Source organism: Erwinia papayae (assembly GCF_058241465.1).
The window spans coordinates 1,392,526-1,418,904 of record NZ_JBZCHT010000009.1 but is presented as its reverse complement, the minus strand read 5'-3'; the positions used below and the strand labels follow the sequence as shown (position 1 = coordinate 1,418,904).

Here is a 26,379-nt window from a genome sequence, read left to right as displayed (position 1 = left end):
GCATTAAAAAAGCCCCGACATTCATGTCGGGGCTTTTGCTTTACTGCGGATTACTCCGGGCGGGTTGCTGGCGCAGTCGCCTGATGGGTTGCAGAGTGCCCCCCGGCAGAGCCTTTGCCTGCAAAGTTAAACACTGGCCGCACCCAGTCACTGTGACGGGGCGGCTCCGGCTGCCAGGCGGGAGCCGGTGCTTTGGTCATCGGTGCCGAGGCATGATATTTAAACGCCGGAGCGGCAGCGCTGGCCTGAACCGGTGCTGCGGGGTGGGCTGGCGGAGCGAGTTCAACAGCCGCGTTCACCGCCTCAGAAACAGACTCTTCAGCAGCCGGTTGTGCCGCATCGCTCTGTTCATTCACTGCCTGCTCAACCTCAGCTTGTGCTGATGAAGCAGGAGCCGTTGGTTCAGCAATCGTCTCAGACGGTGCACTGGCGACTGGGGCGTGTTGAGCTTCAGCTACCGCTACCGCTTCATCACGGGCCGGAACCGGCGCATGGGGTTCATCAGCCTCCACAGATGCTGTCGGCTGTACCGGGTCAGCGTTGGCAATGGTTGCTTCCGTGGCCTCCAGCACATTTTCCGCAGCCAGCTGGCTGGCGACGGCGATTTGCTGTGCGGGCTCTTCTGCTGCAACAGCGGGGGCAATGGCGGTCGGTGCCTCCGCTACCGGCTGCGCGTCGGCCATTACCTCAGTGGCAACGGCCTCGTCGGCAGCAGAAATAACCGCAGGCTGCTCATTGACCGGCACTGAAATTGCTTCACTCGCACTGTCGTCAACCGGGGTTATTACCGGCTGATTTTCCGTCAGTGGAGCAGCCTGATGAACCGGCTGAGCTTCACCCTCAGACTGCTGGGTTGTCTCTGCGGATGCGGCAACCGCCACGGCCTCGGCCGTCTCCTGATGGCCATAATCCGGCACAATCGACTGCTCGATTTCACTCTCATCTGCTACCTGGGCGACGGGATACGAGATCCACACTTTACCGGAAGCCATTTCTGGCGACGCAGCAGCAAAGGTCAATGGCATTGGTGATTGCGTTGGGTAACGCTCATCACGGTAACGGCGACGACGCTGTCCACTGACGCGCAAGTGGCGCGGTGAACGACGGGAACGACGCGGCATACTGTTGCTGTCGCCTTCCTCCGTCTCAGCCGCGTTTTCAGAGACTGCGGGCTGGGTGACCGGATTTTCAGGTGCAAAGGACCGTGCTGCGGTTTGCTCGGCAGTTTCGATACGCACTTTCTGGTTCAGCTGGCGTGGTTTACGACGCGGCATCACCTGAACCTGTTCTTCACTGGCTTCAGCGGCCTCGTCAGTCTGGCTGACCTCGGTGACTTTTTCTTCCTGCGGCAGCGGACGCTCGTTGCGGCGTCTGCGATCGCCACGACGGGTGGTCTGTTGCTCATCACTCTGCTGCCCGCGAGTGTCTTCAGGCAGCTGTTGATCGTCACGAATGTCACTTTGCGCACTGTTATTGCGTTTATTGCGACGGTTATCTTCCGTTGCGGTATCGCGGTCACGTACCATACGTTCGTTACGATTGCCGTTGCGTTCGTTACGCGAGCTGCGATCGTTACTGTTGCGCTCCGCATTGCGTTCTCCACGGTCGCTGTTACGTGAGTTGCGGTTATTCTGACGGCGGTTGCTGCGTTGCTCCTGACGCGGTGCGCTGGTTTCCGCAGCTTTCTCTTCCCCGCTGGTAACAGGTTCTGGCTGCGCGTCAGCTTGTTTTTCACCACTGAAGAAGTTCTTCATGCCTTGCAGTACACGGCTCAACAGACCGGGCTTCCCGGGCACCGTATTTTTAACGGTGGTCTCTGTTTGCACCGGTTGCGAGGCCTTGCTGGTTTCCTGCGGAACAGGTGGTGCATCCGGCATAACAAAGGCAGCCAGCGCAGGCTGTTCAGGGCGTTTGCGCTCGGCGTGTTCTTCCTCAGAAGGGAGGGCCATTTCTGCTTCGTGCAACTTCGGCAGGTGGTAGCTCAGCGTCTGGGTTTCTTCGCCGCTGCGTACGCGCAACACTGAGTAGTGCGGTGTTTCCATCTGATCGTTTGGCACGATGATGGCCCGCACGCCACCCTGACGTTTTTCAATGGCGCTGACGGCTTCACGCTTCTCGTTGAGCAGGTAAGAGGCAATCTGCACCGGGACAATCGCGTGGACCTCTTTGGTGTTCTCTTTCAGCGCTTCTTCTTCAATCAGGCGCAGAATCGACAGCGACAGAGACTCGTTATCACGGATAGTGCCCGTGCCGCTACAGCGCGGACAGACGTGATGGCTCGATTCACCCAGTGACGGACTGAGGCGCTGGCGGGACATCTCCAGCAGCCCGAAACGGGAGATATGACTGATTTGAATACGCGCACGGTCCTGACGAACCGCCTCACGCAGACGGTTTTCAACTGCCCGCTGATGGCGCACCGGCGTCATATCGATAAAGTCGATGACGATCAGGCCGCCGAGGTCGCGAAGGCGTAGCTGACGAGCTATTTCATCGGCGGCTTCAAGGTTGGTATTAAACGCCGTCTCTTCGATATCGCCACCGCGCGTTGCCCGTGCGGAGTTAATGTCGATCGCGGTCAGTGCCTCGGTGCTGTCGATAACAATCGATCCGCCGGATGGCAGGCGCACTTCGCGCTGGAAGGCAGACTCAATTTGCGATTCGATCTGGTAATGGCTGAACAGCGGAATTTCACCGGTGTAAAGCTTAATTTTGCTGCTGAAGTCGGGACGGCCCAGCGCCGCAATATGCTGACGGGCAAGCTCCAGCACTTTCGGATTATCAATCAGGATCTCACCGATGTCCTGACGCAGATAATCGCGGAAGGCGCGCACAATGACGTTGCTTTCCTGATGGATCAGGAAGGGCGCTGGGCGGCTCTCAGCGGCTTTTTTAATTGCTTCCCAGTGCTTGATGCGGAAGGATAAATCCCATTGCAGCGCGTCGGCTGACTTGCCCACGCCCGCCGTCCGCACGATAAGCCCCATACCTTCAGGCAGTTCAAGTGAAGACAGGGCTTCTTTCAGCTCGGTGCGATCGTCACCTTCAATCCGCCGCGAAATGCCGCCCGCACGCGGATTATTAGGCATCAGCACCAGGTAGCTGCCGGCAAGGCTGATAAAGGTGGTTAAGGCTGCGCCTTTGTTGCCCCGTTCTTCTTTATCGATCTGAACAATCACTTCCTGACCTTCACGCAGCGCATCCTTAATATTGGGACGACCGTGGGAGGCATAGTTAGCGGGAAAGTATTCGCGGGAAATTTCTTTCAGAGGGAGAAAACCATATCTTTCAGCACCATAATCAACAAACGCTGCTTCAAGACTGGGTTCAATACGGGTGATCTTGCCTTTATAGATGTTGGCTTTTTTCTGTTCGTGTCCGGGGCTTTCAATATCCAGATCGTACAAACGTTGTCCGTCAACCAGAGCAACACGCAACTCCTCCTGCTGAGTTGCGTTTATCAACATTCTTTTCATCGTAACTTACTCATTATTCTTGCATTAGTGACAAAGCTACGGGCAATAGTAACGCTGGACGTGGTTGACCGATGGCCCCGAGTCTCATCGCAAAGCCGTCACCCTCACGGGTATCGGCAGCTACAGGGGCGCAAATTCTCGGCAGCCTGTTTTTCAACCGGAAAAACAGTGCTTTTAAAAGGAGGGTACCGCCAGTGTAAACCTGAGTGAACCAATCCCGTCTTTCGTCCAGGCTGCAACCCGCAGCCCGCTAAATGCCTGATTACACATTACGTCTTATGCCATTGCTGCGTGTATGGGCTATCAGGCAAAATTTCTTATTACGCAATTTTCTTGTTCACCAGGGTTTAACATGGGAAACAGAAACATTATTCCATTGCTAAGCTTGTGATAGCAAGGTGACTTTTCTCGCTCCGCGAAGTTTATTCCAGCTTTTGGCGCAATTCAGTGTGTTGATTACCTGAATTGGCTGAAAAATGGGCATCAGACTTCAGTAGAGAAGTGCCACGCTTCAGTTAAGCACAGAAAAAGAGGTGGCGCTATTCAGGCGCTCTATTTAGAATCGCGGACCATGAAAACGAATACTCCGGCAGTACAACTGGTGACAATTTCTGCCGATGAGGCAGGGCAGCGTATTGATAACTTTCTGCGTACGCAGCTGAAAGGCGTGCCAAAAAGCATGATTTATCGCATTTTGCGTAAGGGCGAAGTGCGGGTTAATAAAGGCCGAATTAAACCAGAATATAAGCTGGAAGCGGGGGATGAGGTGCGTATTCCGCCGGTGAGAGTGGCCGAACGTGAAGATGAGACGGTTTCTCCGAAGCTTGCGAAAGTGGCGGCGCTGGCACAAGCGATCATCTTCGAAGATGACCATATTCTGGTGATGAACAAACCTTCGGGCACCGCAGTGCATGGGGGAAGTGGGTTGAGTTTTGGCGTTATTGAAGGATTGCGCGCGCTGCGTCCTGATGCCCGCTTCCTTGAACTGGTACATCGTCTGGACCGTGACACATCAGGGATACTCCTGGTCGCTAAAAAACGTTCTGCACTGCGTTCACTGCATGAGCAGTTACGTGATAAAGGGATGCAGAAGGATTACCTGGCGTTGGTGCGCGGTCGGTGGCCTTCGCACATCAAAGCCGTTCAGGCACCGTTACTGAAAAATATTCTGCAAAGCGGTGAGCGGGTAGTCAGGGTCAGTCAGGAGGGTAAACCTTCCGAAACCCGCTTCAGGGTTGAAGAACGCTATGCCCAGGCCACCCTGGTGAAGGCCAGTCCGGTGACCGGACGGACTCATCAGATCCGTGTGCATACTCTTCATGCCGGACATCCTATTGCCTTTGACGATCGCTACGGTGAGAAAAGTTTTGATGCCCAGCTGGCGAATACCGGGCTGAAGCGTCTTTTCCTGCATGCACAGGCTCTGCGTTTTACTCATCCCAACACCGGTGAAATCATGCGGGTGGAAGCGCCCCTTGATGACGAGTTGCAGCACTGTCTGACCGTGTTGCGCAAAGACAGGGATGGCTGAGCCGTTTTGACCTCACCTGATGTGTCAGTTTTCACTGTGAGAGTCATCCTGGTACTGCCTGGGAGGGTTTGCCAGGATAGCAATATCACTTCCTGCCACTCAGGCACTGCATTACGGCTCAGTCGCTAACGTTGTCCAGATGAGCCGATGCATATTTAATCTGCAAAACGGCACGAGAAATAACGCTTCACTTACCTTTATTGTGCGGACAGAGGATCAATTCCTGCTGCCCGTAACATTTCACACAGCGCAATTAATGGCAGGCCTACCAGCGTATTGGGATCGCGCCCGGTCAGTCGATCAAACAGGGTGATACCCAGACCTTCACTTTTGAAGCTACCGGCACAATTCAACGGCTGTTCTTTGCGGACATAATGAATAATTTCCGCATCAGTCAGCTGGCGAAAGTTCACGCTGAAAGGTTCGCAAACGATGCTCAGACGGTTATGACGGCTGTCGAGCAGAGCAAGGCCGGTATAAAAAGTCACGCTGCGACCGCTGGCAAGGCGTAACTGTTGGCAGGCTCGCTCTTCGGTATAGGGTTTGCCGGTTATTTTACCGTCGATGACGCAAACCTGGTCCGAACCGATAATGCAGTGTTGCGGATAAGCATCTGCCAGCGCTCTGGCTTTTTTTTCTGCCAGGCGCATGACCAGATCCGTGGCTGATTCATCCGGTTGCGCAGTTTCATCTACCTCAGGCGCTGCGGTAATAAAAGGAATGCCCAGTTTTGCCAGTAGCAATTTTCTGAAGGGAGACGTGGAGGCCAGAACCAGTTGTGTCATCTTTTTTTCCGGAACAGATAGCGATTATGTGTCGGACATTTTAAACTGTGCGCCGCAGCGGATGCGAATTATTCGGTGAAAGATGCTGTTAAACAGCCTTTTTCTTTGACTCTGCCTCGTGACAAAGTTAATATTCGCGCCCTATGCAAAAAGTAAAATTACCTCTGACACTCGATCCAGTCCGCACCGCGCAGAAGCGCCTTGATTATCAAGGCGTTTACACACCTGACCAAGTGGAGCGTCTTGCTGAATCGGTAGTCAGTGTGGACACTGATGTGGATTGCTCCATGTCGTTTGCGATTGATAGCCAGCGTTTAGCCGTGCTGAAAGGTACTGCTCAGGTTTCTGTAACGCTCTCATGTCAACGTTGCGGCCAGCCATTTCCACATCATGTTCACGTAACCTATTGTTTCAGCCCGGTCGTCACTGACGAGCAGGCCGAGGCACTACCGGAGGCGTACGAGCCGGTCGAGGTCAATGAATTTGGCGAAATCGACCTGCTGGCAGTAGTTGAAGATGAACTCATCCTCGCTCTGCCTGTCGTTCCGGTTCATGATTCTGAACACTGTGAAGTGTCCGAGGCGGACATGGTTTTTGGAAAATTGCCTGAAGAGGCAGAAAAACCAAATCCATTTGCCGTATTAGCCAGTTTAAAGCGTAAGTAACAGGAGTAAGGTCCATGGCCGTACAACAGAATAAACCAACTCGTTCCAAACGTGGTATGCGTCGTTCTCATGATGCATTAACTACCACTACTCTTTCCGTAGATAAAGTTTCTGGCGAAACCCATCTGCGTCACCACATCACTGCGGATGGTTATTACCGCGGTCGCAAGGTCATCGTTAAATAATTTCTGGCTTAGCCGGCGATACTTTGACACGACTGACCCTGGCGATAGATGCCATGGGCGGGGACTTCGGTCCCTGCGTAACAGTGCCTGCGGCAATGCAGGCACTGGCTTCTTATTCGCAACTGTATCTTCTTCTGGTCGGAGATCCCGACGCCATCTCGACATCACTTGCCACAGCGGATCCAGCCTTAAGGGCGCGTTTGCAGATTATTCCTGCCGGATCGGTTATTGCCAGTGATGCCAGAGCCTCTCAGGCCATTCGCCATAGCAAAGGCTCTTCAATGCGCGTAGCGCTTGAACTGGTTAAAGAGGGACGAGCAGAAGCCTGTATCAGCGCAGGTAATACCGGGGCGCTGATGGGGCTGGCGAAATTATTACTCAGGCCGCTTGAGGGTATCGGGCGGCCGGCACTGATGACGGTGTTGCCAAACCAGCAACAGGGGAAAACCCTGGTGCTGGATTTGGGTGCGAATGTATCGTCAGACAGTGCCATGCTGGTGCAGTTCGCGGTGATGGGCGCAGTGGTTGCAGAAGAGGTCCTTGCCATCCCTTGCCCCCGAGTGGCGCTGCTTAACATCGGTGAGGAAGAGAGCAAAGGGCTGGAAAGTATCCGCGAGGCGGCCGCCGTCCTTCGTGACTTACCAGCAATCAACTATATTGGCTACCTTGAAGGCAACGATCTCCTGACCGGAAAAACGGATGTGCTGGTCTGCGATGGTTTTGTTGGTAACGTTACGCTGAAAACTATGGAAGGCGTGGTCCGGATGTTTCTTTCTCTGCTGAAATCACAGGGAGAAGGTAAAAAAAGAGCCTGGTGGCTGACGCTGGCTGGACGTTTGTTAAAAAAACGTCTCGCCAGACGTTTTGGTCATCTTAACCCGGACCAGTACAATGGTGCCTGTCTGTTAGGCTTGCGCGGGACAGTGATTAAGAGTCACGGTGGTGCGAATCAGCGTGCGTTTCTCGCGGCGATTGAACAGGCAGAGCAGGCGGTGCGGCGGCAGGTTCCTGAGCGAATTGCTGCGCGTCTTCAAGCTGTATTACCTAAGAGTGACTGAGCGGACATGTATACGAAGATTATCGGTACGGGCAGCTATCTGCCTGAACAGGTGCGGACTAACGCCGATCTGGAAAAAATGGTGGATACGTCGGACGAGTGGATTGTCACCCGCACGGGGATCCGTGAACGTCGTATCGCTGGTGCGGATGAAAACGTTGCGTCGATGGGTTTTCATGCTGCGCAACGCGCCCTGGAAATGGTAGGTATTGATCCCAATGATATTGGATTAATCGTGGTCGCAACCACGTCGTCCAGCCATGCTTTCCCCAGCTCAGCCTGTATGATCCAGCAACAGCTGGGCATTAATGATGCCGCAGCTTTCGACCTGGCGGCAGCCTGTGCCGGGTTCACCTATGCGCTGAGCATTGCCGATCAATACATTAAAAATGGCGCGGTCAGACACGCACTGGTGATTGGTGCTGATGTGCTGGCCCGCACCCTTGATCCTGAGGATCGGGGCACCCTGATTCTGTTTGGCGACGGTGCAGGTGCGGTGGTGCTTGGAGCCAGTGAAGAGCCGGGCATCATTTCGACACATCTGCATGCCGATGGTCGCTACGGGCAGTTACTGACTCTGCCAAATCAGGATCGTCAGCATCCTGAACAGTCTGCCTGGTTAACCATGGCAGGTAACGAAGTCTTTAAGGTTGCGGTTACCGAACTGGCACACATTGTTGATGAAACTTTGCAGGCAAACCAGCTTGATAAAGAGGCAATTGACTGGCTGGTTCCTCATCAGGCAAACCTGAGAATTATCAGTGCCACCGCTCGTAAACTGGGTATGGGTATGGAAAAAGTGGTGGTGACGCTGGACAGGCATGGCAATACGTCTGCCGCTTCCGTCCCCGCTGCGCTGGATGAAGCTGTGCGTGACGGGCGTATTCAACCCGGGCAGTTAATTCTGCTGGAAGCATTTGGTGGCGGTTTCACCTGGGGTTCTGCGCTGGTCCGCTTTTGATTATCAGGATAGAAAAATGACGCAATTTGCAATGGTTTTTCCGGGGCAGGGCTCACAGGCCACCGGTATGCTGGCTGAGCTTGCAGCAGATAATCCGCTGATTGAACAGACATTTAGTGAAGCGTCGCAGGCGCTGGGTTACGACCTGTGGGCACTGGTGCAAAAGGGGCCCGCAGAAGAACTGAACAAAACCTGGCAAACCCAGCCCGCGCTACTGGCCGCATCTGTTGCTATTTTCCGCGTCTGGCAGCAAAAGGGCGGAAAAGCTCCGGCGATACTGGCAGGTCACAGCCTCGGCGAGTATAGTGCGCTGGTTTGTGCCGGGGTGATCAATTTCAGTGACGCTATCAGGCTGGTTGAGTTGCGTGGCAGGCTGATGCAGGAAGCCGTTCCTGCTGGTACTGGTGCGATGCAGGCTATTATTGGCCTTGACGATGCTGCGATTGCTAAAGCCTGTGCAGAGTCTGCACAGGGCCAGGTGGTCTCGCCGGTTAATTTCAATTCGCCAGGTCAGGTGGTCATAGCCGGGAATAAAGAGGCGGTTGAGCGGGCCGGGGCGGCCTGTAAAGCAGCCGGAGCAAAACGTGCTTTGCCATTACCGGTCAGCGTGCCTTCACACTGTGCATTAATGAAGCCCGCCGCTGACCAGCTGGCCACAGCGCTGGAACAGTTGACGTTTAACACGCCGACAATTCCGGTGGTCAACAACGTTGATGTAAAATGTGAAACGTCTCCGGGCGCCATTCGTAGTGCGCTGGTGCGCCAGCTTTACAGCCCGGTACGCTGGACGGAGTGTGTGCAATTTATGGCAGATCAGGGTGTTACTTCTCTGTTAGAAGTCGGTCCTGGTAAGGTACTGACCGGCCTGACTAAACGTATTGTTGACACCCTTACTGCCGCTGCGATTAACGATCCCGCCAGCCTGAATGCTGCGCTATGACAGACAGACGAGGATAATGATGAGTTTTGAAGGAAAAATTGCGCTGGTAACCGGCGCCAGCCGCGGCATTGGTCGCGCTATTGCTGAGACGCTGGTGGCGCGTGGTGCGAAAGTGGTGGGAACGGCCACCAGCCAGAGCGGTGCCGATGCGATAAGTGATTATCTTGGTGGGCACGGCAAAGGTCTGCTGCTGAACGTGAATGACAGCGCGTCCATCGACAGCGTGTTGGAAAATATTCGCGCTGAGTTTGGTGAAGTGGACATTTTGGTTAATAATGCGGGCATTACGCGTGATAATCTCCTGATGCGTATGAAGGATGATGAGTGGCAGGATATTCTGGACACTAATCTTACTTCTGTATTTCGTCTGTCAAAGGCAGTATTACGCGCTATGATGAAAAAGCGTGCCGGTCGGATTATTACTATCGGCTCTGTTGTAGGCACGATGGGTAATGCGGGGCAGGCGAATTACGCGGCAGCAAAAGCGGGTTTGATTGGTTTCAGCAAATCGCTGGCGCGTGAAATTGCCTCACGCGGTATCACCGTTAATGTTGTTGCTCCAGGTTTCATTGAGACAGATATGACTCGTGCGTTGACTGAAGATCAACGTGCGGGCATTCTGGCGGAAGTACCCGCAGGCCGTCTTGGCGGCGCGCAGGAAATCGCCAGTGCAGTTGCATTTTTAGCCTCTGACGAAGCGGCGTACATCACTGGTGAGACGCTGCACGTTAACGGCGGAATGTATATGGTCTGATAATCACGAAAATTATTTGCGTTATTTGCGGTTATTCCCGCAAAATAGCGTTAAATCGTGGTTGGACCAGCCGGGATTTAGTTGCATCTTTTTCAACATTTTATACACTACGAAAACCATCGCGAAAGCGAGTTTTGATAGGAAATTTAATAGTATGAGCACTATCGAAGAACGCGTTAAGAAAATCATTGGCGAGCAGCTTGGCGTTAAGCAGGAAGAAGTTGTTAACACTGCCTCTTTTGTTGAAGATCTGGGCGCTGATTCTCTTGATACCGTTGAGCTGGTCATGGCTCTGGAAGAAGAGTTCGACACCGAGATTCCGGATGAAGAAGCTGAGAAAATCACTACCGTGCAGGCTGCTATTGATTACATCAATGGTCACCAGGCTTAAGTGAGCATCTCCAGGCGGTCTTCTGACCGCCTGAGTTTTATCTGCACTAAATCTCTTTTACCCTCCCTGGAGGATGAACGTGTCTAAGCGTCGTGTAGTTGTGACTGGTCTTGGCATGTTGTCTCCTGTCGGCAATACCGTAGAGTCTACCTGGAATGCTCTTGTTGCCGGACAGAGTGGCATCAGCCTGATCGACCATTTTGATACTAGTGCCTACGCAACGCGATTTGCTGGCTTAGTGAAGGATTTTAATTGTGAAGAGTTCATTTCGCGTAAAGATCAACGCAAAATGGATGCCTTCATTCAATATGGAATTGTGGCTGGCATTCAGGCCATGCAGGATTCCGGTCTGGTTGTTACTGAAGAGAACGCTTCCCGTATTGGTGCCGCTATCGGATCGGGTATCGGTGGCCTTGGTCTGATCGAAGACAATCACTCTGCATTACTCAATGGCGGCCCACGGAAGATGAGCCCGTTCTTTGTGCCCTCTACCATTGTGAATATGATTGCAGGCCATCTGACCATCATGTTTGGTATGCGCGGTCCAAGCATTGCGATATCAACGGCCTGTACAACAGGTGTGCATAACATTGGCCAGGCGGCCCGCATGATTGCCTATAACGATGCCGACGTGATGCTGGCGGGTGGGGCGGAGAAGGGCAGTACACCGCTGGGCATAGGTGGCTTCGGTGCTGCGCGTGCCCTGTCAACCCGCAATGACGATCCGCAGGCGGCCAGCCGTCCGTGGGACAAAGATCGTGATGGTTTTGTGTTGGGTGACGGTGCCGGGATTGTCGTTCTTGAAGAGTATGAACACGCCAAAAAACGCGGTGCGAAAATCTACGCTGAGCTGGTGGGTTTTGGCATGAGCAGCGATGCATGGCATATGACATCACCGCCGGAAAACGGCGCGGGTGCCGCGCTGGCAATGGAAAACGCACTGAAAGATGCGCAACTGTCGCCAGAGCAGATTGGTTATGTCAACGCACACGGTACTTCGACTCCTGCCGGAGATAAAGCAGAGGCTCAGGCGGTAAAATCTGTTTTTGGAGCCAGTGCTGACAGAATTATGGTCAGTTCGACCAAATCGATGATCGGTCACCTTTTAGGGGCGGCTGGTGCCGTTGAGTCAATTTTTTCGATTCTTTCCCTGCGTGATCAGGTTATTCCACCAACCATTAATCTGGACAACCCGGATGAAGGTTGTGATCTGGATTTTGTACCGCACACAGCACGACAGGTTAAAGGTCTGGAGTACACGCTGTGTAACTCCTTCGGTTTCGGTGGAACTAACGGTTCATTGATTTTCCGTAAAATCTGACAACCGCTGTTCACCTTGTCTGCTATGCCCGTCATCTCTCTGACGGGCATTTTTTTTAGCGCGGGTATGCTGTTTCGCAGTCAGGCGATGGCACACTTTCCCTGCCACCGTGCGATAGTGATAAAACCTCCGTTGCTGCCGTTTCATCTCCATACACTTCTCAATGGCGCAACGGGATGAATCATGGCGCTATTGCAGGTAATCTCAGGCGTGAGAAAAAGTTTATCTGGGAGAGATGACGGTGTGGATAAATGGTCAACCACAGGAGTATGTGGCGGCAGGCGATCGTGCGGTGCAGTTTGGTGACGGATGCTTTACCACGGCACGGGTTATCAGCGGGAAAATCATGGCGTTGGAGGCACATCTCCAGCGGCTGGCGATGGGCTGTGAACGATTGCAAATCCGCTCACCAGACTGGGTAGCGCTGCGTCATGAAATGCTTGTCGCCGCCAGCACCCGCAGCGACGCGGTATTGAAAGTGATTATTTCGCGTGGACAGGGAGGTCGCGGTTACAGCGCGCTGGGGTGTGGTCAGCCCGGCCGCATTCTGATGCTCTCTGATTATCCTGCTCATTATCACCGGCTGAGGCAAACGGGTGTAAAGCTGACGCTCAGTAGCATCCGACTCGGACGTAATCCGTTGCTGGCGGGCATTAAGCATCTCAACCGGCTGGAACAGGTATTGATCCGCGCAGAGCTTGACCAGACTGATGCTGACGAGGCGCTGGTGCTTGACACTGACGGTATGCTGGTGGAATGCTGTGCGGCGAATTTATTCTGGCGCACGGGAGAGCAGGTTTTCACGCCTGTCCTGACTGATTCGGGTGTCAATGGTATCCAGCGACAGCAGGTCATCTCCTTACTGTCCGAACAGGGCATCAGCGTGCGTGAAGTCAGACGGCCGCCGGAGGTGCTGGCAGAGGCTGATGAACTTTTCATTACCAATGCGTTGATGCCGGTTTTACCGGTCGCGCAGATTGACCAGAAAACGTATTGTGCCAGGCAACTTTTCAACCTGATCCAGGCCCGGAGCTCACAAGGATTTTTATGATCGCCAAAAAAAAGATTTTCGCCGGGATAATCGTTGTCGTGGTGCTGGCAGTTGCTTACAGCTACTGGCAGATCAAACAGTTTGCTCAGTCACCTTTGTCAATTAATCATGAAACCATTTTTACCCTGCCAGCCGGATCGGGACGGGTGGTGCTGGAAGCAGAACTCAACCGGCAAAAAATCGTGCCTCAGTCGCTCTGGTTTGGCTGGCTGCTGAAGCTGGAGCCTGCGCTGGCGAAATTCAAGGCGGGAACCTATCGCTTTGCACCCGGCATGAATGTCCGCCAGATGTTGGAGCTGCTGGCCAGCGGTAAAGAGGCGCAGTTTCCGCTACGTTTTGTGGAAGGCACAAAGATGAAAGAATGGCTGGCGGAACTGCGTGCGGCACCCTATATAAAACACACGCTCGCCGATGACAAACTGACGACAGTGGCAAAGGCGCTGGATTTACAGGAGCAGGACGTTGAAGGCTGGTTCTGGCCTGATACCTATTCGTATACCGCCAATACCACGGATGTGGTGATCCTCAACCGTGCGCACCAGCGAATGATCAAACTGGTGGAGAAACTGTGGGCCGAAAGGGCGGAAGGTTTACCCTATAAAGATCAAAACGATTTGGTGACGATGGCATCTATCGTTGAAAAAGAAACCGCGCTCAGTGATGAACGCAGTAAAGTTGCATCGGTATTTATTAATCGTCTGCGGCTGGGGATGCGCCTGCAAACCGATCCCACCGTCATTTACGGGCTGGGCGACAGCTACACCGGTACGCTGACCCGCAAAGATCTTGAAACACCCGGCGCATATAACACCTATATGATTGCCGGTATGCCACCGGGTCCGATTGCCATGCCCGGTAAAGCCTCGCTGGAAGCAGCAGCGCATCCGCTAAAAACTGACTTTCTCTATTTTGTGGCGGATGGCAAAGGCGGACATACCTTTACCACTAATCTTGCCAGTCATAATCAGGCAGTGCAGGCCTGGCGTCGGGGTCTGAAGGAAAAAAATGCACGGTAAATTTATTGTTATTGAAGGCCTTGAAGGGGCAGGTAAAACCACGGCGCGTGATGTGGTCGTCACCACACTTCAGCAGCAGGGTATCAGCGATATCGTCTTTACCCGCGAGCCTGGCGGCACGCCGCTGGCAGAAAAACTGCGTGAGCTGATCAAGCAGGGCATGGCGGACGAGCCGGTCACCGACAAAGCGGAGCTGCTGATGCTCTATGCGGCGCGGGTGCAACTGGTAGAGAACGTTATCAAACCTGCTCTGGCAAAAGGAAGCTGGGTAGTCGGTGACCGGCACGATCTCTCTTCTCAGGCCTATCAGGGCGGCGGTCGTGGTATGGACACCGGCCTGATGCAGCAACTCAAACAGAGCGTGCTGGGCGACTTTGCGCCTGACATGACGCTTTATCTGGATGTGACGCCGGAAATCGGATTGCAGCGCGCCAGAGCGCGCGGTGAGCTGGATCGTATTGAGCGTGAATCGCTTAATTTCTTCAGCCGCACCCGTGAACGCTATCTGGCGCTGGCGGCCAGCGATGCCCGTATTAAGACCATTGACGCTACCCGGCCCGTCGACCAGGTTTCTGCGGCTGTCATCCGGACCGTACAGCAGTGGCTTCGGGAACAGCAGTGAACTGGTATCCGTGGCTGAATCAACCCTACAGGCAGATTATCGCCTGGCACCAGCAGGGGCGGGCTCATCATGCTTTGCTACTTCATGGTTTGCCCGGCATGGGAGATGCCTCGCTGGTATGGGGGATCAGCCGCTGGCTGATGTGCCAACAGCGCGACGGGCTGAAAAGCTGCGGTCAGTGCCATGCCTGCCAGCTGATGCAGGCCCATACCCATCCTGACTGGTATCAACTCAGTGCGGAAAAAGGGAAAAGCGCGCTGGGAATTGATGCTGTTCGCAGCGTGACAGAAAAACTCTACCATCATGCGCAGCAGGGTGGGGCTAAAATCATCTGGCTGACCGATGCCGCACAGTTGACAGAAGCGGCGGCCAATGCCCTGCTTAAAACGCTGGAAGAACCGCCAAAGAACTGCTGGTTTATACTTTGTTGCCAGCGTCCTGCAAAGCTTCCGGCGACCCTTCGCAGCCGCTGTTTCAGCTTTCACCTGGCGGTCCCTGACGAGAAACAGAGTCTCGGCTGGTTGCAAAAACAGACGGCGGAAACTGAGCAGAACCTGGTCAGTGCACTGCGCCTGAGTGGCGGTGCGCCTGCAGCGGCGCAACAACTGCTGGAAGAAAAAACCTGGTCAGCCCGCCAGACGCTGTGCGATACACTGCCGGTGGCACTCCGTGGCGATATGCTGACATTACTGAGCGTACTTAACCACGACGATGTGCTGCAACGCACCGGCTGGCTTTGCGCCATACTGGTCGATGCCCTGAAATGGCAGCAGGGGGGCGGCAGGTTTATTACCAGTGTGGACCAGCAATCGCTGATTGCTGAGATGGCGGTGCGACTGCCCGCCAGTTTGCTGGATGAAAGCGTCCGGTTATGGATGGCCTGCCGTGAACGGCTCGGCGTGCCGGCCATTAACCGGGAACTGATACTGACTGACCAGTTGTTAAGTTGGGAGGCGATGCTGCTTTCCCGGCGGGATGGTTCACCTGATTAGAGAATGATTATGTTTTTAGTAGATTCCCATTGTCATCTTGATGGTCTGAATTATGACAGCCTGCATCAGGATGTGAGTGATGTGCTGGCAAAAGCGGCGGCGCGTGACGTCAAATTTTTACTGGCGGTGGCCACCACGCTGCCGGGCTATCAGGCGATGACCGAGCTGATTGGGGAGCGGTCTGAAGTGGTTTTTTCCTGCGGTGTTCATCCACTGAATCAGGAACAACCCTGGGACTTTGCTGAATTGCGCCGACTGGCTGACCACCCTCGCGTGGTGGCGCTGGGCGAAACGGGGCTGGATTATTACTATCAGCAGGAAACTAAAGCGCAGCAGCAGGCTTCTTTTCGTGAACATATTCGTACCGGGCGTAAGCTGAACAAGCCGGTGATTGTTCACACGCGTGATGCGCGTGAAGATACGCTGGCCATCCTCAGAGAGGAACAGGTTGAGGAGTGTGGCGGCGTGTTGCACTGTTTTACCGAAGATCGTGCAACCGCCGAAAAACTGCTGGATATGGTTTTTTATATCTCCTTCTCCGGTATTGTAACCTTCCGTAATGCTGAAACCATTCGGGAAGCCGCGCGATATGTCCCTCTGGATCGCATCCTGCTGGAAACCGATTCTCCTTACCTGGCTCCGGTCCCGCACCGTGGTAAAGAAAATCAGCCTGCTTTTACCCGTGACGTGGCCGATTTTGTGGCCGGGCTGAAGGGGGTAAGTACCGAAATTCTGGCAACCGCCACAACGGAAAATTTTTCCCGCCTGTTTCATGTGCCCATGGCACGACTGAGTGATTAAAAGTTTATTTCTTAGCTCGTAATTAATCGCTTTTCTTCGTAAAGTGCATCGCCCTTATTGCGGGCGGATGCGCTTATTATTGCGTGATATCTGGCGCTTTCAGACTCAATAAAAAGCAGCCCGGTGCAATATTGGATGAAACGTGATAGCCATCAAACAAATGTTGAGTGATTTATTTTACAGTTCGTAATAAATACCGAGAGCACAAAACTGCTCCACCATAACGGGACCTCCCCCCATTATGCTGCGCACAGCGCGTAATAAAGCACCTTTACTCAGGAGTTTCATATTATGTTCAAAAATGCTTTTGCAAACCTGCAAAAGGTTGGCAAATCGTTAATGCTACCGGTTTCGGTCCTGCCGATTGCCGGTATTTTACTGGGCGTGGGGTCGGCAAATTTTAGCTGGCTGCCTGCGGTGGTTTCCCACGTTATGGCTGAAGCGGGAGGTTCCGTTTTTGCCAATATGCCGCTGATTTTCGCCATTGGCGTGGCGCTGGGCTTTACCAACAATGACGGCGTTTCGGCGCTGGCCGCCGTGGTGGCTTACGGCATTATGGTGAAAACTATGGCGGTGGTGGCCCCGCTGGTTTTGCATCTGCCTGCCGGAGAAATTGAGACGAAACACCTTGCTGATACCGGGGTACTGGGCGGCATTATAGCGGGTTCGATCGCGGCCTGGATGTTCAACCGTTTCTATCGTATCAAACTGCCGGAGTATCTGGGTTTCTTTGCCGGGAAACGCTTCGTGCCGATCATTTCCGGTTTTACCGCCATTTTTATTGGCGTGGTTCTCTCTTTCATCTGGCCTCCGGTCGGCACGGCTATTCAGGACTTTTCACAGTGGGCTGCCTATCAGAACCCTGTGGTCGCCTTCGGCCTGTACGGCATTGTTGAACGCTCGCTGGTGCCTTTTGGTCTGCATCATATCTGGAATGTGCCTTTCCAGATGCAGATTGGCGAGTTTACCAATGCCGCCGGTCAGGTGTTCCACGGTGACATCCCACGTTACATGGCGGGCGATCCTACCGCAGGCAAACTTTCCGGCGGCTTCCTGTTTAATATGTACGGATTGCCAGCGGCGGCCATTGCTATCTGGCACTCTGCGAAACCAGAAAACCGGGCGAAAGTGGGCGGTATAATGATTTCTGCCGCGCTGACTTCATTCCTTACCGGCATCACCGAGCCAATTGAATTCTCCTTTATGTTTGTGGCTCCCGTTCTGTACGGCATTCACATTCTGCTGGCCGGTCTGGCTTTCCCCATCTGTATCCTGTTGGGTATGCGCGATGGCACCAGCTTCTCCCACGGTCTGATCGACTTTGTGGTGCTGAGCGGTAACAGCAGCAAAATCTGGCTGTTCCCGATTGTGGGAATTATTTACGGCCTCGTCTACTACAGCCTGTTCCGTTTGTTGATTGCCAAACTGAATCTGAAAACCCCGGGTCGTGAAGATGCCACGGCGGAGCAGTCAGCCGGGTCGTCAAACGAAATGGCAGCCAGCCTGGTCGCCGCTTTTGGCGGTAAAGAAAACATCACTAACCTCGATGCCTGTATCACCCGTCTGCGTGTCAGCGTGGCGGATGTATCTAAAGTGGATCAGGCCGGGCTGAAGAAACTTGGCGCGGCAGGTGTGGTAGTAGCCGGGTCTGGTGTTCAGGCTATCTTTGGCACCAAATCAGACAACCTGAAAACCGATATGGACGATTACATCCGCAAGATGTAAATGTTCGCGTTTAGGGTGTAATGCAGTCACTTTTTCAGTAGCTAATCCCGTCCCGGTCACTGGGGCGGGATTTTTTTATCGACATGCGGTGCAGTCAGACGGTGACAGGTTTTATGATTAAACGTCCGATCTGACATCCACCCACAGCGTGCCGGCAAAAAGAAAAATCACCGGAAGGTTGAAAGAAAACAAATATCTCGCTCATACTGCGATAACTTAATTTGCCTCTCAAGGAGTGTGCTGCATGGCTGAGGAAACGATTTTCAGTAAGATTATCCGTCGTGAAATTCCCGCAGATATTGTCTATCAGGATGAACTGGTGACGGCTTTTCGGGACATCTCTCCGCAGGCACCTGTCCATATTCTGGTCGTGCCAAACATTCTTATCCCAACCATCAACGATGCGGTGCCCGGTCATGAAGCGGCGCTGGGTCGAATGATGGTGGTTGCGGCAAAAATTGCCAAAGAAGAAGGGATCGCGCAGGACGGCTATCGCCTGATTATGAACTGCAACCAGCATGGGGGGCAGGAGGTTTATCATATCCACCTCCATCTGGTGGGTGGACGTCCTCTGGGGCCGATGCTGGCTCGCTGAAGGCAAGGTAAATGCGGACAACGATGATGATGCGAAGAGTAACCGGTCTTGCCCTGTTGGCCCTGCTGGCTGGATGCAGTAGCGATCGCACAACCATTAATACCTCTCAGTCATTGGTGATGGAATCGCCGGTACTGTCAGCCGGGATTACCACCGATGGGCCAACGCTTTCAGAGCGTGATGGTCAGCAGCGGGCGTCAGCTTTGCTGGTAAATCAGCAGGATCATGCGGCTACCGTGCACTACCGCTTCTACTGGTACGATGACAAGGGGCTGGAGATCCTGCCGTTTGAGCAGCCACGCACGGTCAGCGTTCCATCACAGGGTAAAGTTGAAATATCATCGCAAACGGGTAACCTGACGGCCAGTAAAGTCCGCTTGCATCTGTATCTTTAGGAGATTATTGCGTGGAAAGGAAGGTTAAGCTTTCTGGCGTCATGTTACTGGCGCTGGTACTGAGTGGCTGTATCAGCCAGCAACAACAGCCTGCAACAACCACACCGGTTCAACCGGCCCAGCCAGCCCAGCCGCAGCCAGTGCCGCCTGCACAGCCACAGCCGGGTGAAACGGTGCCGCAGCCACCGAAAATGCAGTCCATTAACTGGGATGCCAGCGTGGCACCCCTGGTGGCTCAGATGTTGAAGGCGGACGGCGTTACGCCGGGAAGTGTGCTGTTGGTTGACGGATTAAAAAACAATACCAACGGCAGCCTGCAAAGTGCCAAAGCCACGGCGGCCCTCAACAATGCCCTGCAAAATAACAGTCAGTTCACCCTCGTGAAACCGGAGCAGCTGGCGAGTGCGAAGCAGACCCTGGGACTTTCTGCCGGTGACAGCCTGGGATCGCGCAGTAAAGCGATAGGGCTTGCCCGTTATGTCGGCGCGCAGTATGTGCTCTACAGCAATGCACAGGGAGATGTAAAATCGCCGACCTTACAAATGCAACTCATGCTGGTACAAACCGGCGAGCTCATCTGGTCGGGCAACGGTGTCGTACAGCATTGATCCCTCCCTTAAACGGCTGATTGCACAACAGTTCCCGGCGGCAAATACCGCCGGTTCTTTTTTTCCGCTTGCTGGTCTGAGTGGACGCAGCATAAAAATTGTGCTGGACGACATCACGCTGCTGGCGCGCTGTTGCCGCCCTGAGCAGCCGATCCCTGGCGTGGATCGTCGGCGGGAATATCAGATTCTGCGTAAGCTTGCGGGTAGTAAGCTTGCTCCTGCGGTATTTGGCGTGACAAAAGGCTGGCTGCTACTGGGCTGGCAGCCAGGCGACGTGCTGTCAGATGAGGAGTTCCGGCAACAGCTACTACCGGTGGCAACGTGCATGGCCGCTCTGCACCGTCAGCCGCTCAGCGGCTGGCGTCTGCATCTGCCCGCTTTGCTGGAGCAGTACTGGCAAATGATTCAGCCACAAAGACGACATTGTGGCTGGCTCAAAGCGCTGCGACGTTTGCAAAAGCAGGGGGAGCCAGCGCCTTTGCGCCACGGGCTGCTGCATATGGATATTCATGCCGGTAATCTGGTGCAGTGTGGTGCAGAGGTCAAACTGATTGATTGGGAGTATGCCTGCGACGGTGATGTGGCGCTGGAGCTGGCGTCAGTGGTGATGAGTAATACGCTTTCAGACGAACAGCAGCAGCGGCTGATAGCGCACTACGCCGCGTTGCAGAACCTTGATCCTGATGCTCTGCGGCGGCAGATGCGGCGCTGGCAGCCCTGGCTGAATTTACTGGTTGCCAGCTGGTATGAACTTCGCTGGCAGCAAAGCGGCGATGAGATGTTTAATCAGCTGGCGGCAGAGAGCTGGCAGCAGGTGTTATCACAATAAGAGGTAGTTTGTGGGACCGGTAATGTTGGATGTGCTCGGTTACGAGCTGGACGCAGAAGAGCGTGAGATTTTACAGCACCCGCTGGTGGGGGGACTGATTCTGTTTAGCCGCAATTATCATGAGCCGCAGCAGCTTGCGGAGCTGGTCAGGCAGATCCGCGAAGCTTCGCGCAACCGGCTGGTGGTGGCTGTGGATCAGGAAGGGGGGCGCGTACAACGCTTCCGCGAGGGGTTTACCCGCCTGCCTGCGATGCAGTCATTTGCTGCGCTGAACGATGAAACGACGGCGGCAAGGTTGGCGCAACAGGCCGGATGGCTGATGGCGGCAGAAATGCTGGCGATGGACATCGATATCAGCTTTGCGCCCGTGCTGGATATTGGTCATGGCAGTGCTGCAATTGGAGAGCGCAGTTTTCATCAGGACCCGGAGGTGGCCTTACGGCTGGCCCGCCACTTTATCGACGGTATGCATCAGGCGGGAATGAAAAGCACCGGCAAGCATTTTCCGGGACATGGTGCGGTCAGCGCTGATTCGCATAAAGAGACACCGCGCGACGATCGCAGTGAGGCGGAAATCCGCCAGCACGATATGGCGATTTTCAGGCAACTGATCGCGGAAAAAGCGCTGGATGCCGTGATGCCTGCGCATGTTATCTATACTCAGGTGGATGCCAGACCCGCCAGTGGTTCTTCCCACTGGCTGAAAAAGGTGCTGCGAGACGAGCTGAGTTTTGATGGGGTGATTTTCTCAGACGATCTGTCAATGGAAGGGGCCGCCGTCATGGGGAGTTATGCCGACCGTGGTCAGGCTTCGCTCGATGCGGGTTGCGATATGATCCTGGTATGTAATAACCGTCAGGGCGCTGTTAGCGTGCTGGATAATCTGTCACCGATCAATGCTGAGCGGGTGAGCAGCTTGTATCATCGCTGCTCATTCACTCGCCAGCAGCTACTGGCGTCGTCACGCTGGCAGGAGGCTAACCTTGCGCTGACGACGTTGCAGACGCGCTGGCAGGAGCATCAGGGTAACTGACCGGCGACAGCCAGAGAGGACGCAATGATCATCTATCTGCATGGTTTTGATTCAACCAGTCCGGGTAATCATGAAAAGGTGCTGCAACTGCAGTTTATCGATGCGGATGTGCGGCTGCTTAGTTACAGCACCCTGCACCCGAAACACGATATGCAACATCTGTTAAAAGAGACGGATAAACTCCTGCGCAGTGCGGACGGTGATACCCCGCTGATTTGCGGTGTCGGTCTGGGGGGATACTGGGCTGAACGTATTGGTTTTCTCAACCGTATCCCTCAGGTCATTTTTAATCCCAATCTCTGGCCTGAAGAGAGAACATGCCGGGAAAAATCGATCGTCCGGAAGAGTATGCTGACATTACCACCAAGTGCGTCAGTAACTTTCGGGATAAAAACCGTGACAGCTGCCTGGTGATCCTCTCCCGCCACGATGAGGCGCTGGATAACCAGCGCACCGTGGCAGCGTTGCAACCTTACTATCCCGTTATCTGGGACGAGGTTGAAAGCCATAAATTCAAAAATCTCTCCCCTCATCTGCAACGAATCAAAGCCTTCCGGTGCCGGTGACTTACCGGGGCCAGCTGTCAATCCGAATGCCACGCTGACCAGCCGTCGTCTGAAAATCAGCCAGCGTGGTGCGGATATCCGCATCGATATATTCTGCATTTTCATATTCTGCAATGACCACGCTGTTATCAGGGATGGTTTGCAGCAATTTTTGTAGCCGGGGATTGTGCAGGAAGGTCAGGTTCTGGTTGAAGCGCACAACAAAATAGTCATGATAGCGCGTCAGCTGAATGGCGCTCTGATGGCTGGCCCAGCTACTCAACAACAGCTGTACCACCAGCCCTGCGGCCAGGCCGCTCAGCATCCCCGCACTGATAATGACGCAGACGGTGGTTGCAAAGGGAATAAACTGTGACCAACCTTTGCGCCACTGGACAAGCCACTGTGCGGGTGAGGCGAGTTTCCCGCCAGTAAAAATCAGCACGGCGGCAAGCGTGGCAAGCGGGATGGTGTTCAGCAGGGTTTCGAAAAAAACACCACACAGCAGCAGCAGGATGCCATGCCAGATTACAGACAATCTGGAGGTTGCTCCGGCACTGACATTAACCGAGCTGCGCACAATAACAGCGGTGATCGGCAGTCCGCCCAACAGGCCGCTCAGCGTATTGCCCAGTCCCTGCGCACGAAGTTCCGCATCGGGCGAGGGCTGGGGATACTGCGGCCTGATTTTTTGTAAAGCCTGCTGGCTGAGCAACGTCTCCAGGCTGGCGACCAGCGCCAGCGTTAGCGCAATCGTATACACTGCGGGGTTGTTCCAGCCTTGCAGAAGATCGGGGTGAACGAATTGCGCTGCCAGCTCCGTTGTTGAGTCCAGCTCAGGGAGTCGGATACGTTCCACCGTGTCAGACAGATGAGGATAAAACAGATCGCCCGCTATCATCATCAGGCTTCCCCAGAGCACCGCCGCCAGGGAGCCGGGGATCAGGCTGAGTATCCGCGTGCGACGAATCAGCGGCTGCTGCCACAATAGCAAAATCAGCATTGCGCCCGCTGCCACCGACAGGCAGGCAGGGGAGAATAATTCGCCAGCGGCAGCGGTTTCAGCACCGGTAAAAACCGGGATCTGTTGCAGGACCAGCTGTAAGCCGATTGCCACCATCATCCCCTGGATCACTGAATCAGGAATCAGCCCAATCCAGCGACCCGCACGTAACAGGCCAAAGGCTGCCTGTAGCAATCCCGCGATCGCTATCGCCAGCAGAATCAGCGAATATGATCCCAGCGTCGCCACCGCACCCGTGACGATGGTCACCAGCCCCGCCGCCGGTCCACTGACGGCAAAGCGCGACGGACTGAAAAGCGTGACCACCACGCCCCCAATCACCCCGCTAAGCAGTCCGGCAAAAGCAGGCAAATCGCAGGCCTGAGCGATGCCAAGGCTGAGCGGCAGCGCAACCAGAAAAACCACCACCCCCGCGAGAAAATCCTTTCGTAATACGGTGAGATTCATCCTTCTGCTCCCTGATGCTGATGAACGAGTTGTTTCAGATGGCCGCTGCGTAAATCGTAAACACAACCATAAATATCCAGTGCTTTTCCCTGTGTTGCCGCCTGTCTGACAGGGCGACAATTCAGCAGATTTGTCATCTGAATACGCACATGGGTTTCGATAAGTCGATCCGAATCGCATTCAACGTCGGCAGGTTGATGAAGGGAATCCCTGAGAATGGATAAACGGCGAGGTAAAGCGGAACAGGCGCTGTGGTTTTCGGGCGGTATTGCCAGTGCTGCCCTGACGCCACCACAGCCGTAATGCCCGCACAGGACAATTGTGGAGATGTGTAAATCACCCAGCGCGTACTCAAGCACACTCATCAGGCTGTCATCTTCTGCCAGCACCATATTCGCAATGTTACGATGAACAAAAAGTTCCCCCGGCTGTGCGCAGGTCAGCACCTCCGCCGGTACGCGGCTGTCAGAGCAGCCAATCCACAGGGCTACCGGCTGCTGTCCGCGAATGTGATTCAAAAAATAGTCTGCATTGCGTCTTTTCTGCTGTTTTGCCCAACTCCGGTTTCGTACCATTAAAGTATCAACGATTTTCATGCCATCCCTCTGCTGATAAAACCCGGCAGTGCCGTGCTTTCGTACTGCCTGTCTCTGATGCCCCTGAACACGCGAGGTTATTCAGCCATCGATGCCAGTGCGGGCCCGGTGGATAATTTATCCGTTAAATCTTAAGGAATTCTTAATAAAGGGAAGGGCGTGTTTTCACTGTTATTGACTGGCGGTGAAATAAGAGACGGCAGGATTTCGAATATGATGAATTTTACTGTTTAAAACAGCCTGATATTTCAGTTATTTCAAAAAGGTTTTGGCGGGTTATTTGCTCACCGACAGGATTAATTATTCATGTTGCTCAGTGAATAATTAATTCTTACAGAGATTTTTATTAAAAATAATTAATTAATATTATTTTTAAGCATTATTTCCTGCGGGTGCTGAGCGGCAAAATAACATTAAAAATTATCGGGAAAACAGCGCTGTTTTTTCAGGAACAGGCTGAAAAACTTGACTTGCATCAATTTTAACAGGACTCATCTATTGCCTCATGCTATTCTGCCGGCAGACAGGAAATTAACACGCCAACCCTATGTTAATTAAGGATATTAGCTTAACTTTTAATTAACGATTGGTTCACATTTTGAGGGGGTCGTTTGACTACAGCCATGAAGAAGATTGTTATTATTGGTGGAGGTGCCGGTGGACTTGAACTGGCTACACAGCTGGGACATAAACTGGGGCGGAAAAAAAAGGCAGAAATCATTCTGGTTGACCGTAACCACAGCCACTTATGGAAGCCACTGCTGCACGAAGTTGCCACCGGCTCACTGGATGAGGGGATTGACGCGTTAAGCTATCTGGCACATGCCCGCAACCACCACTTTACCTTTCAGCTTGGCACGCTGACGGATATTGATCGTGAAAATAAAAAGCTGCAACTGGCTGAAATTCATGATGCCCAGGGGGAATTACTGGTTCCCGCTCGTGAGCTGGGCTACGACACGCTGGTGATGGCACTCGGCAGCACCTCAAACGACTTTGGCACGCCAGGCGTAAAAGACCATTGCATCTTCCTTGATAACCCTCACCAGGCGCGACGTTTCCACAATGAAATGCTCAACCTGTTCCTGAAATTCTCTTCCAGTGCCGGTATGCAGGAAAAAGTAAATATCGCTATTGTCGGCGGGGGCGCGACGGGCGTGGAGCTTTCGGCTGAACTGCATAATGCGGTGAAACAGCTGCACAGCTATGGCTATAAGGGTCTGGACAACCAGGCGCTCAACGTCACGCTGGTGGAAGCCGGTGAGCGTATCCTGCCTGCATTGCCGCCGCGCATCTCTGCTGCGGCTCATCAGGAGCTGACAAAACTGGGCGTGCGCGTACTGACCCAGACGATGGTGACCAGCGCCGACGCAAATGGCCTGAACACCAAATCCGGCGAATTTATTGACGCTGACCTGATGGTATGGGCTGCCGGGATTAAAGCCCCAGATTTTATGAAAGAGATAGGTGGACTGGAAACCAACCGCATCAACCAGCTGGTGGTGGAGCCGACGCTGCAAACCACCCGCGATGCGGATATTTATGCCATTGGTGACTGCGCCTCCTGTGCGCTGCCTTCCGGCGGGTTTGTGCCGCCCCGTGCCCAGTCTGCGCATCAGATGGCGAGTCTGGTGCTAAATAATATTCTGGCCGAGAAGAAAGGACATAAACAGAAACCCTACGTCTATAAAGACCATGGTTCGCTGGTGTCACTCTCCCGGTTCAGTACCGTTGGCAGTCTGATGGGTAACCTGATGCGCGGCTCAATGATGGTGGAAGGGCGTATTGCCCGCATGGTGTATATATCGCTGTACCGTATGCACCAGGTTGCTCTGCACGGTTATTTTAAAACCGGGCTGATGATGCTGGTGGGTAGTATTAACCGGGTGATCCGTCCCCGTCTGAAACTGCACTGAATCGATTAAGTTTCAGTAAAGCCAGGAAAATCACCGCTACAGGGGCTTATGTTGTCGCTGGCAACATAAGCCCTGCCTGCCAGCCATATCCGACGCAGCTGCTAAGAAGACTCTTAAA

25 protein-coding genes and 1 pseudogene are annotated in these 26,379 nt (G+C 53.8%); 22 read left to right on the top strand and 4 right to left on the bottom strand.

The genetic code is table 11. The features are described from left to right. Positions 1–50 precede the first annotated feature (50 nt). Positions 51–3,476, bottom strand: coding sequence for a ribonuclease E (gene rne, locus AC3RPL_RS11490; protein ID WP_490740120.1), 3,426 nt, complete (start codon positions 3,474–3,476; stop codon positions 51–53). 571 nt (positions 3,477–4,047) lie between these two features. Between rne and rluC the strand changes: the two genes are divergently transcribed. Further along, entirely contained in the window at positions 4,048–5,007 is a 960-nt protein-coding gene (gene rluC, locus AC3RPL_RS11485) for a 23S rRNA pseudouridine(955/2504/2580) synthase RluC (RefSeq protein WP_490740119.1), read from the top strand. A gap of 197 nt (positions 5,008–5,204) precedes the next feature. On the opposite strand, the gene AC3RPL_RS11480 is transcribed toward rluC, so the two are convergent. Further along, a complete protein-coding gene (locus AC3RPL_RS11480; RefSeq protein WP_490740118.1) occupies positions 5,205–5,792 on the bottom strand; it encodes a Maf family protein in 588 nt (195 codons plus the stop codon). A gap of 143 nt (positions 5,793–5,935) precedes the next feature. Between AC3RPL_RS11480 and yceD the strand changes: the two genes are divergently transcribed. From yceD to ycfP, 20 genes and pseudogenes are all read left to right on the top strand, one after another. Continuing rightward, the gene (gene yceD, locus AC3RPL_RS11475; RefSeq protein WP_490740117.1) at positions 5,936–6,457 is read left to right on the top strand and encodes a 23S rRNA accumulation protein YceD; all 522 of its coding nucleotides are present in this window, start codon (positions 5,936–5,938) and stop codon (positions 6,455–6,457) included. A 14-nt stretch (positions 6,458–6,471) separates the two neighbouring features. Continuing rightward, positions 6,472–6,642, top strand: a complete 171-nt coding sequence (gene rpmF, locus AC3RPL_RS11470) for a 50S ribosomal protein L32 (RefSeq protein WP_034939285.1) — start codon at positions 6,472–6,474, stop codon at positions 6,640–6,642. 23 nt (positions 6,643–6,665) lie between these two features. Then, positions 6,666–7,700: a phosphate acyltransferase PlsX gene (gene plsX, locus AC3RPL_RS11465; protein ID WP_490740116.1), complete on the top strand. Its 1,035-nt coding sequence runs from the start codon at positions 6,666–6,668 to the stop codon at positions 7,698–7,700. A gap of 6 nt (positions 7,701–7,706) precedes the next feature. Continuing rightward, positions 7,707–8,660 carry a beta-ketoacyl-ACP synthase III gene (locus tag AC3RPL_RS11460; protein ID WP_490740115.1) on the top strand — a complete coding sequence of 318 codons (954 nt, stop codon included), beginning with the start codon at positions 7,707–7,709 and terminating at the stop codon, positions 8,658–8,660. 16 nt (positions 8,661–8,676) lie between these two features. Further along, a complete protein-coding gene (gene fabD / locus AC3RPL_RS11455) occupies positions 8,677–9,600 on the top strand; it encodes an ACP S-malonyltransferase (protein ID WP_490740114.1) in 924 nt (307 codons plus the stop codon). Between the two features lie 19 nt (positions 9,601–9,619). Continuing rightward, complete coding sequence (gene fabG / locus AC3RPL_RS11450; RefSeq protein WP_034939327.1) at positions 9,620–10,354, top strand: 3-oxoacyl-ACP reductase FabG; 735 nt, start codon at positions 9,620–9,622, stop codon at positions 10,352–10,354. Positions 10,355–10,508: 154 nt separating this feature from the next. Further along, on the top strand, positions 10,509–10,745 hold the full coding sequence (gene acpP, locus AC3RPL_RS11445) for an acyl carrier protein (RefSeq protein ID WP_004157115.1): 237 nt from the start codon (positions 10,509–10,511) through the stop codon (positions 10,743–10,745). 79 nt (positions 10,746–10,824) lie between these two features. Further along, a complete protein-coding gene (gene fabF / locus AC3RPL_RS11440; protein WP_490740113.1) occupies positions 10,825–12,066 on the top strand; it encodes a beta-ketoacyl-ACP synthase II in 1,242 nt (413 codons plus the stop codon). 235 nt (positions 12,067–12,301) lie between these two features. Beyond that, a complete protein-coding gene (pabC, locus tag AC3RPL_RS11435) occupies positions 12,302–13,117 on the top strand; it encodes an aminodeoxychorismate lyase (protein WP_490740112.1) in 816 nt (271 codons plus the stop codon). Continuing rightward, positions 13,114–14,133 (top strand): cell division protein YceG, encoded by a 1,020-nt coding sequence (gene yceG, locus AC3RPL_RS11430; protein WP_490740111.1) that lies wholly within the window; start codon positions 13,114–13,116, stop codon positions 14,131–14,133. Before pabC ends, yceG begins: the two co-directional genes overlap by 4 nt. Beyond that, positions 14,123–14,755: a dTMP kinase gene (tmk, locus tag AC3RPL_RS11425; RefSeq protein WP_490740110.1), complete on the top strand. Its 633-nt coding sequence runs from the start codon at positions 14,123–14,125 to the stop codon at positions 14,753–14,755. Before yceG ends, tmk begins: the two co-directional genes overlap by 11 nt. Next, positions 14,752–15,747 (top strand): DNA polymerase III subunit delta', encoded by a 996-nt coding sequence (gene holB, locus AC3RPL_RS11420; RefSeq protein ID WP_490740109.1) that lies wholly within the window; start codon positions 14,752–14,754, stop codon positions 15,745–15,747. Before tmk ends, holB begins: the two co-directional genes overlap by 4 nt. A 9-nt stretch (positions 15,748–15,756) precedes the next feature. Next, the gene (locus AC3RPL_RS11415; RefSeq protein ID WP_490740108.1) at positions 15,757–16,548 is read left to right on the top strand and encodes a metal-dependent hydrolase; all 792 of its coding nucleotides are present in this window, start codon (positions 15,757–15,759) and stop codon (positions 16,546–16,548) included. 291 nt (positions 16,549–16,839) lie between these two features. Next, complete coding sequence (ptsG, locus tag AC3RPL_RS11410) at positions 16,840–18,273, top strand: PTS glucose transporter subunit IIBC (RefSeq protein ID WP_490740107.1); 1,434 nt, start codon at positions 16,840–16,842, stop codon at positions 18,271–18,273. A 244-nt stretch (positions 18,274–18,517) separates the two neighbouring features. Next, the gene (gene hinT / locus AC3RPL_RS11405; RefSeq protein ID WP_490740106.1) at positions 18,518–18,868 is read left to right on the top strand and encodes a purine nucleoside phosphoramidase; all 351 of its coding nucleotides are present in this window, start codon (positions 18,518–18,520) and stop codon (positions 18,866–18,868) included. Positions 18,869–18,894: 26 nt separating this feature from the next. After that, positions 18,895–19,263: a YcfL family putative periplasmic lipoprotein gene (locus AC3RPL_RS11400; RefSeq protein WP_034939335.1), complete on the top strand. Its 369-nt coding sequence runs from the start codon at positions 18,895–18,897 to the stop codon at positions 19,261–19,263. 41 nt (positions 19,264–19,304) lie between these two features. Further along, positions 19,305–19,871: a penicillin-binding protein activator LpoB gene (lpoB, locus tag AC3RPL_RS11395; protein WP_490740682.1), complete on the top strand. Its 567-nt coding sequence runs from the start codon at positions 19,305–19,307 to the stop codon at positions 19,869–19,871. Next, entirely contained in the window at positions 19,855–20,700 is an 846-nt protein-coding gene (gene thiK, locus AC3RPL_RS11390; protein WP_490740105.1) for a thiamine kinase, read from the top strand. Before lpoB ends, thiK begins: the two co-directional genes overlap by 17 nt. Before the next feature lie 10 nt (positions 20,701–20,710). Continuing rightward, on the top strand, positions 20,711–21,733 hold the full coding sequence (gene nagZ / locus AC3RPL_RS11385) for a beta-N-acetylhexosaminidase (RefSeq protein WP_490740104.1): 1,023 nt from the start codon (positions 20,711–20,713) through the stop codon (positions 21,731–21,733). Between the two features lie 24 nt (positions 21,734–21,757). After that, positions 21,758–22,299: pseudogene (gene ycfP / locus AC3RPL_RS11380) on the top strand (alpha/beta hydrolase YcfP). 1 nt (position 22,300) lies between these two features. Here the strand turns inward: ycfP and AC3RPL_RS11375 are convergent. Beyond that, entirely contained in the window at positions 22,301–23,749 is a 1,449-nt protein-coding gene (locus tag AC3RPL_RS11375; RefSeq protein WP_490740103.1) for a SulP family inorganic anion transporter, read from the bottom strand. Next, positions 23,746–24,345: a carbonic anhydrase gene (locus AC3RPL_RS11370; RefSeq protein ID WP_490740102.1), complete on the bottom strand. Its 600-nt coding sequence runs from the start codon at positions 24,343–24,345 to the stop codon at positions 23,746–23,748. Before AC3RPL_RS11370 ends, AC3RPL_RS11375 begins: the two co-directional genes overlap by 4 nt. A gap of 623 nt (positions 24,346–24,968) precedes the next feature. Here AC3RPL_RS11370 and AC3RPL_RS11365 point away from each other — a divergent pair. Then, positions 24,969–26,261, top strand: coding sequence for an NAD(P)/FAD-dependent oxidoreductase (locus tag AC3RPL_RS11365; protein WP_490740681.1), 1,293 nt, complete (start codon positions 24,969–24,971; stop codon positions 26,259–26,261). Positions 26,262–26,379: the final 118 nt, after the last annotated feature.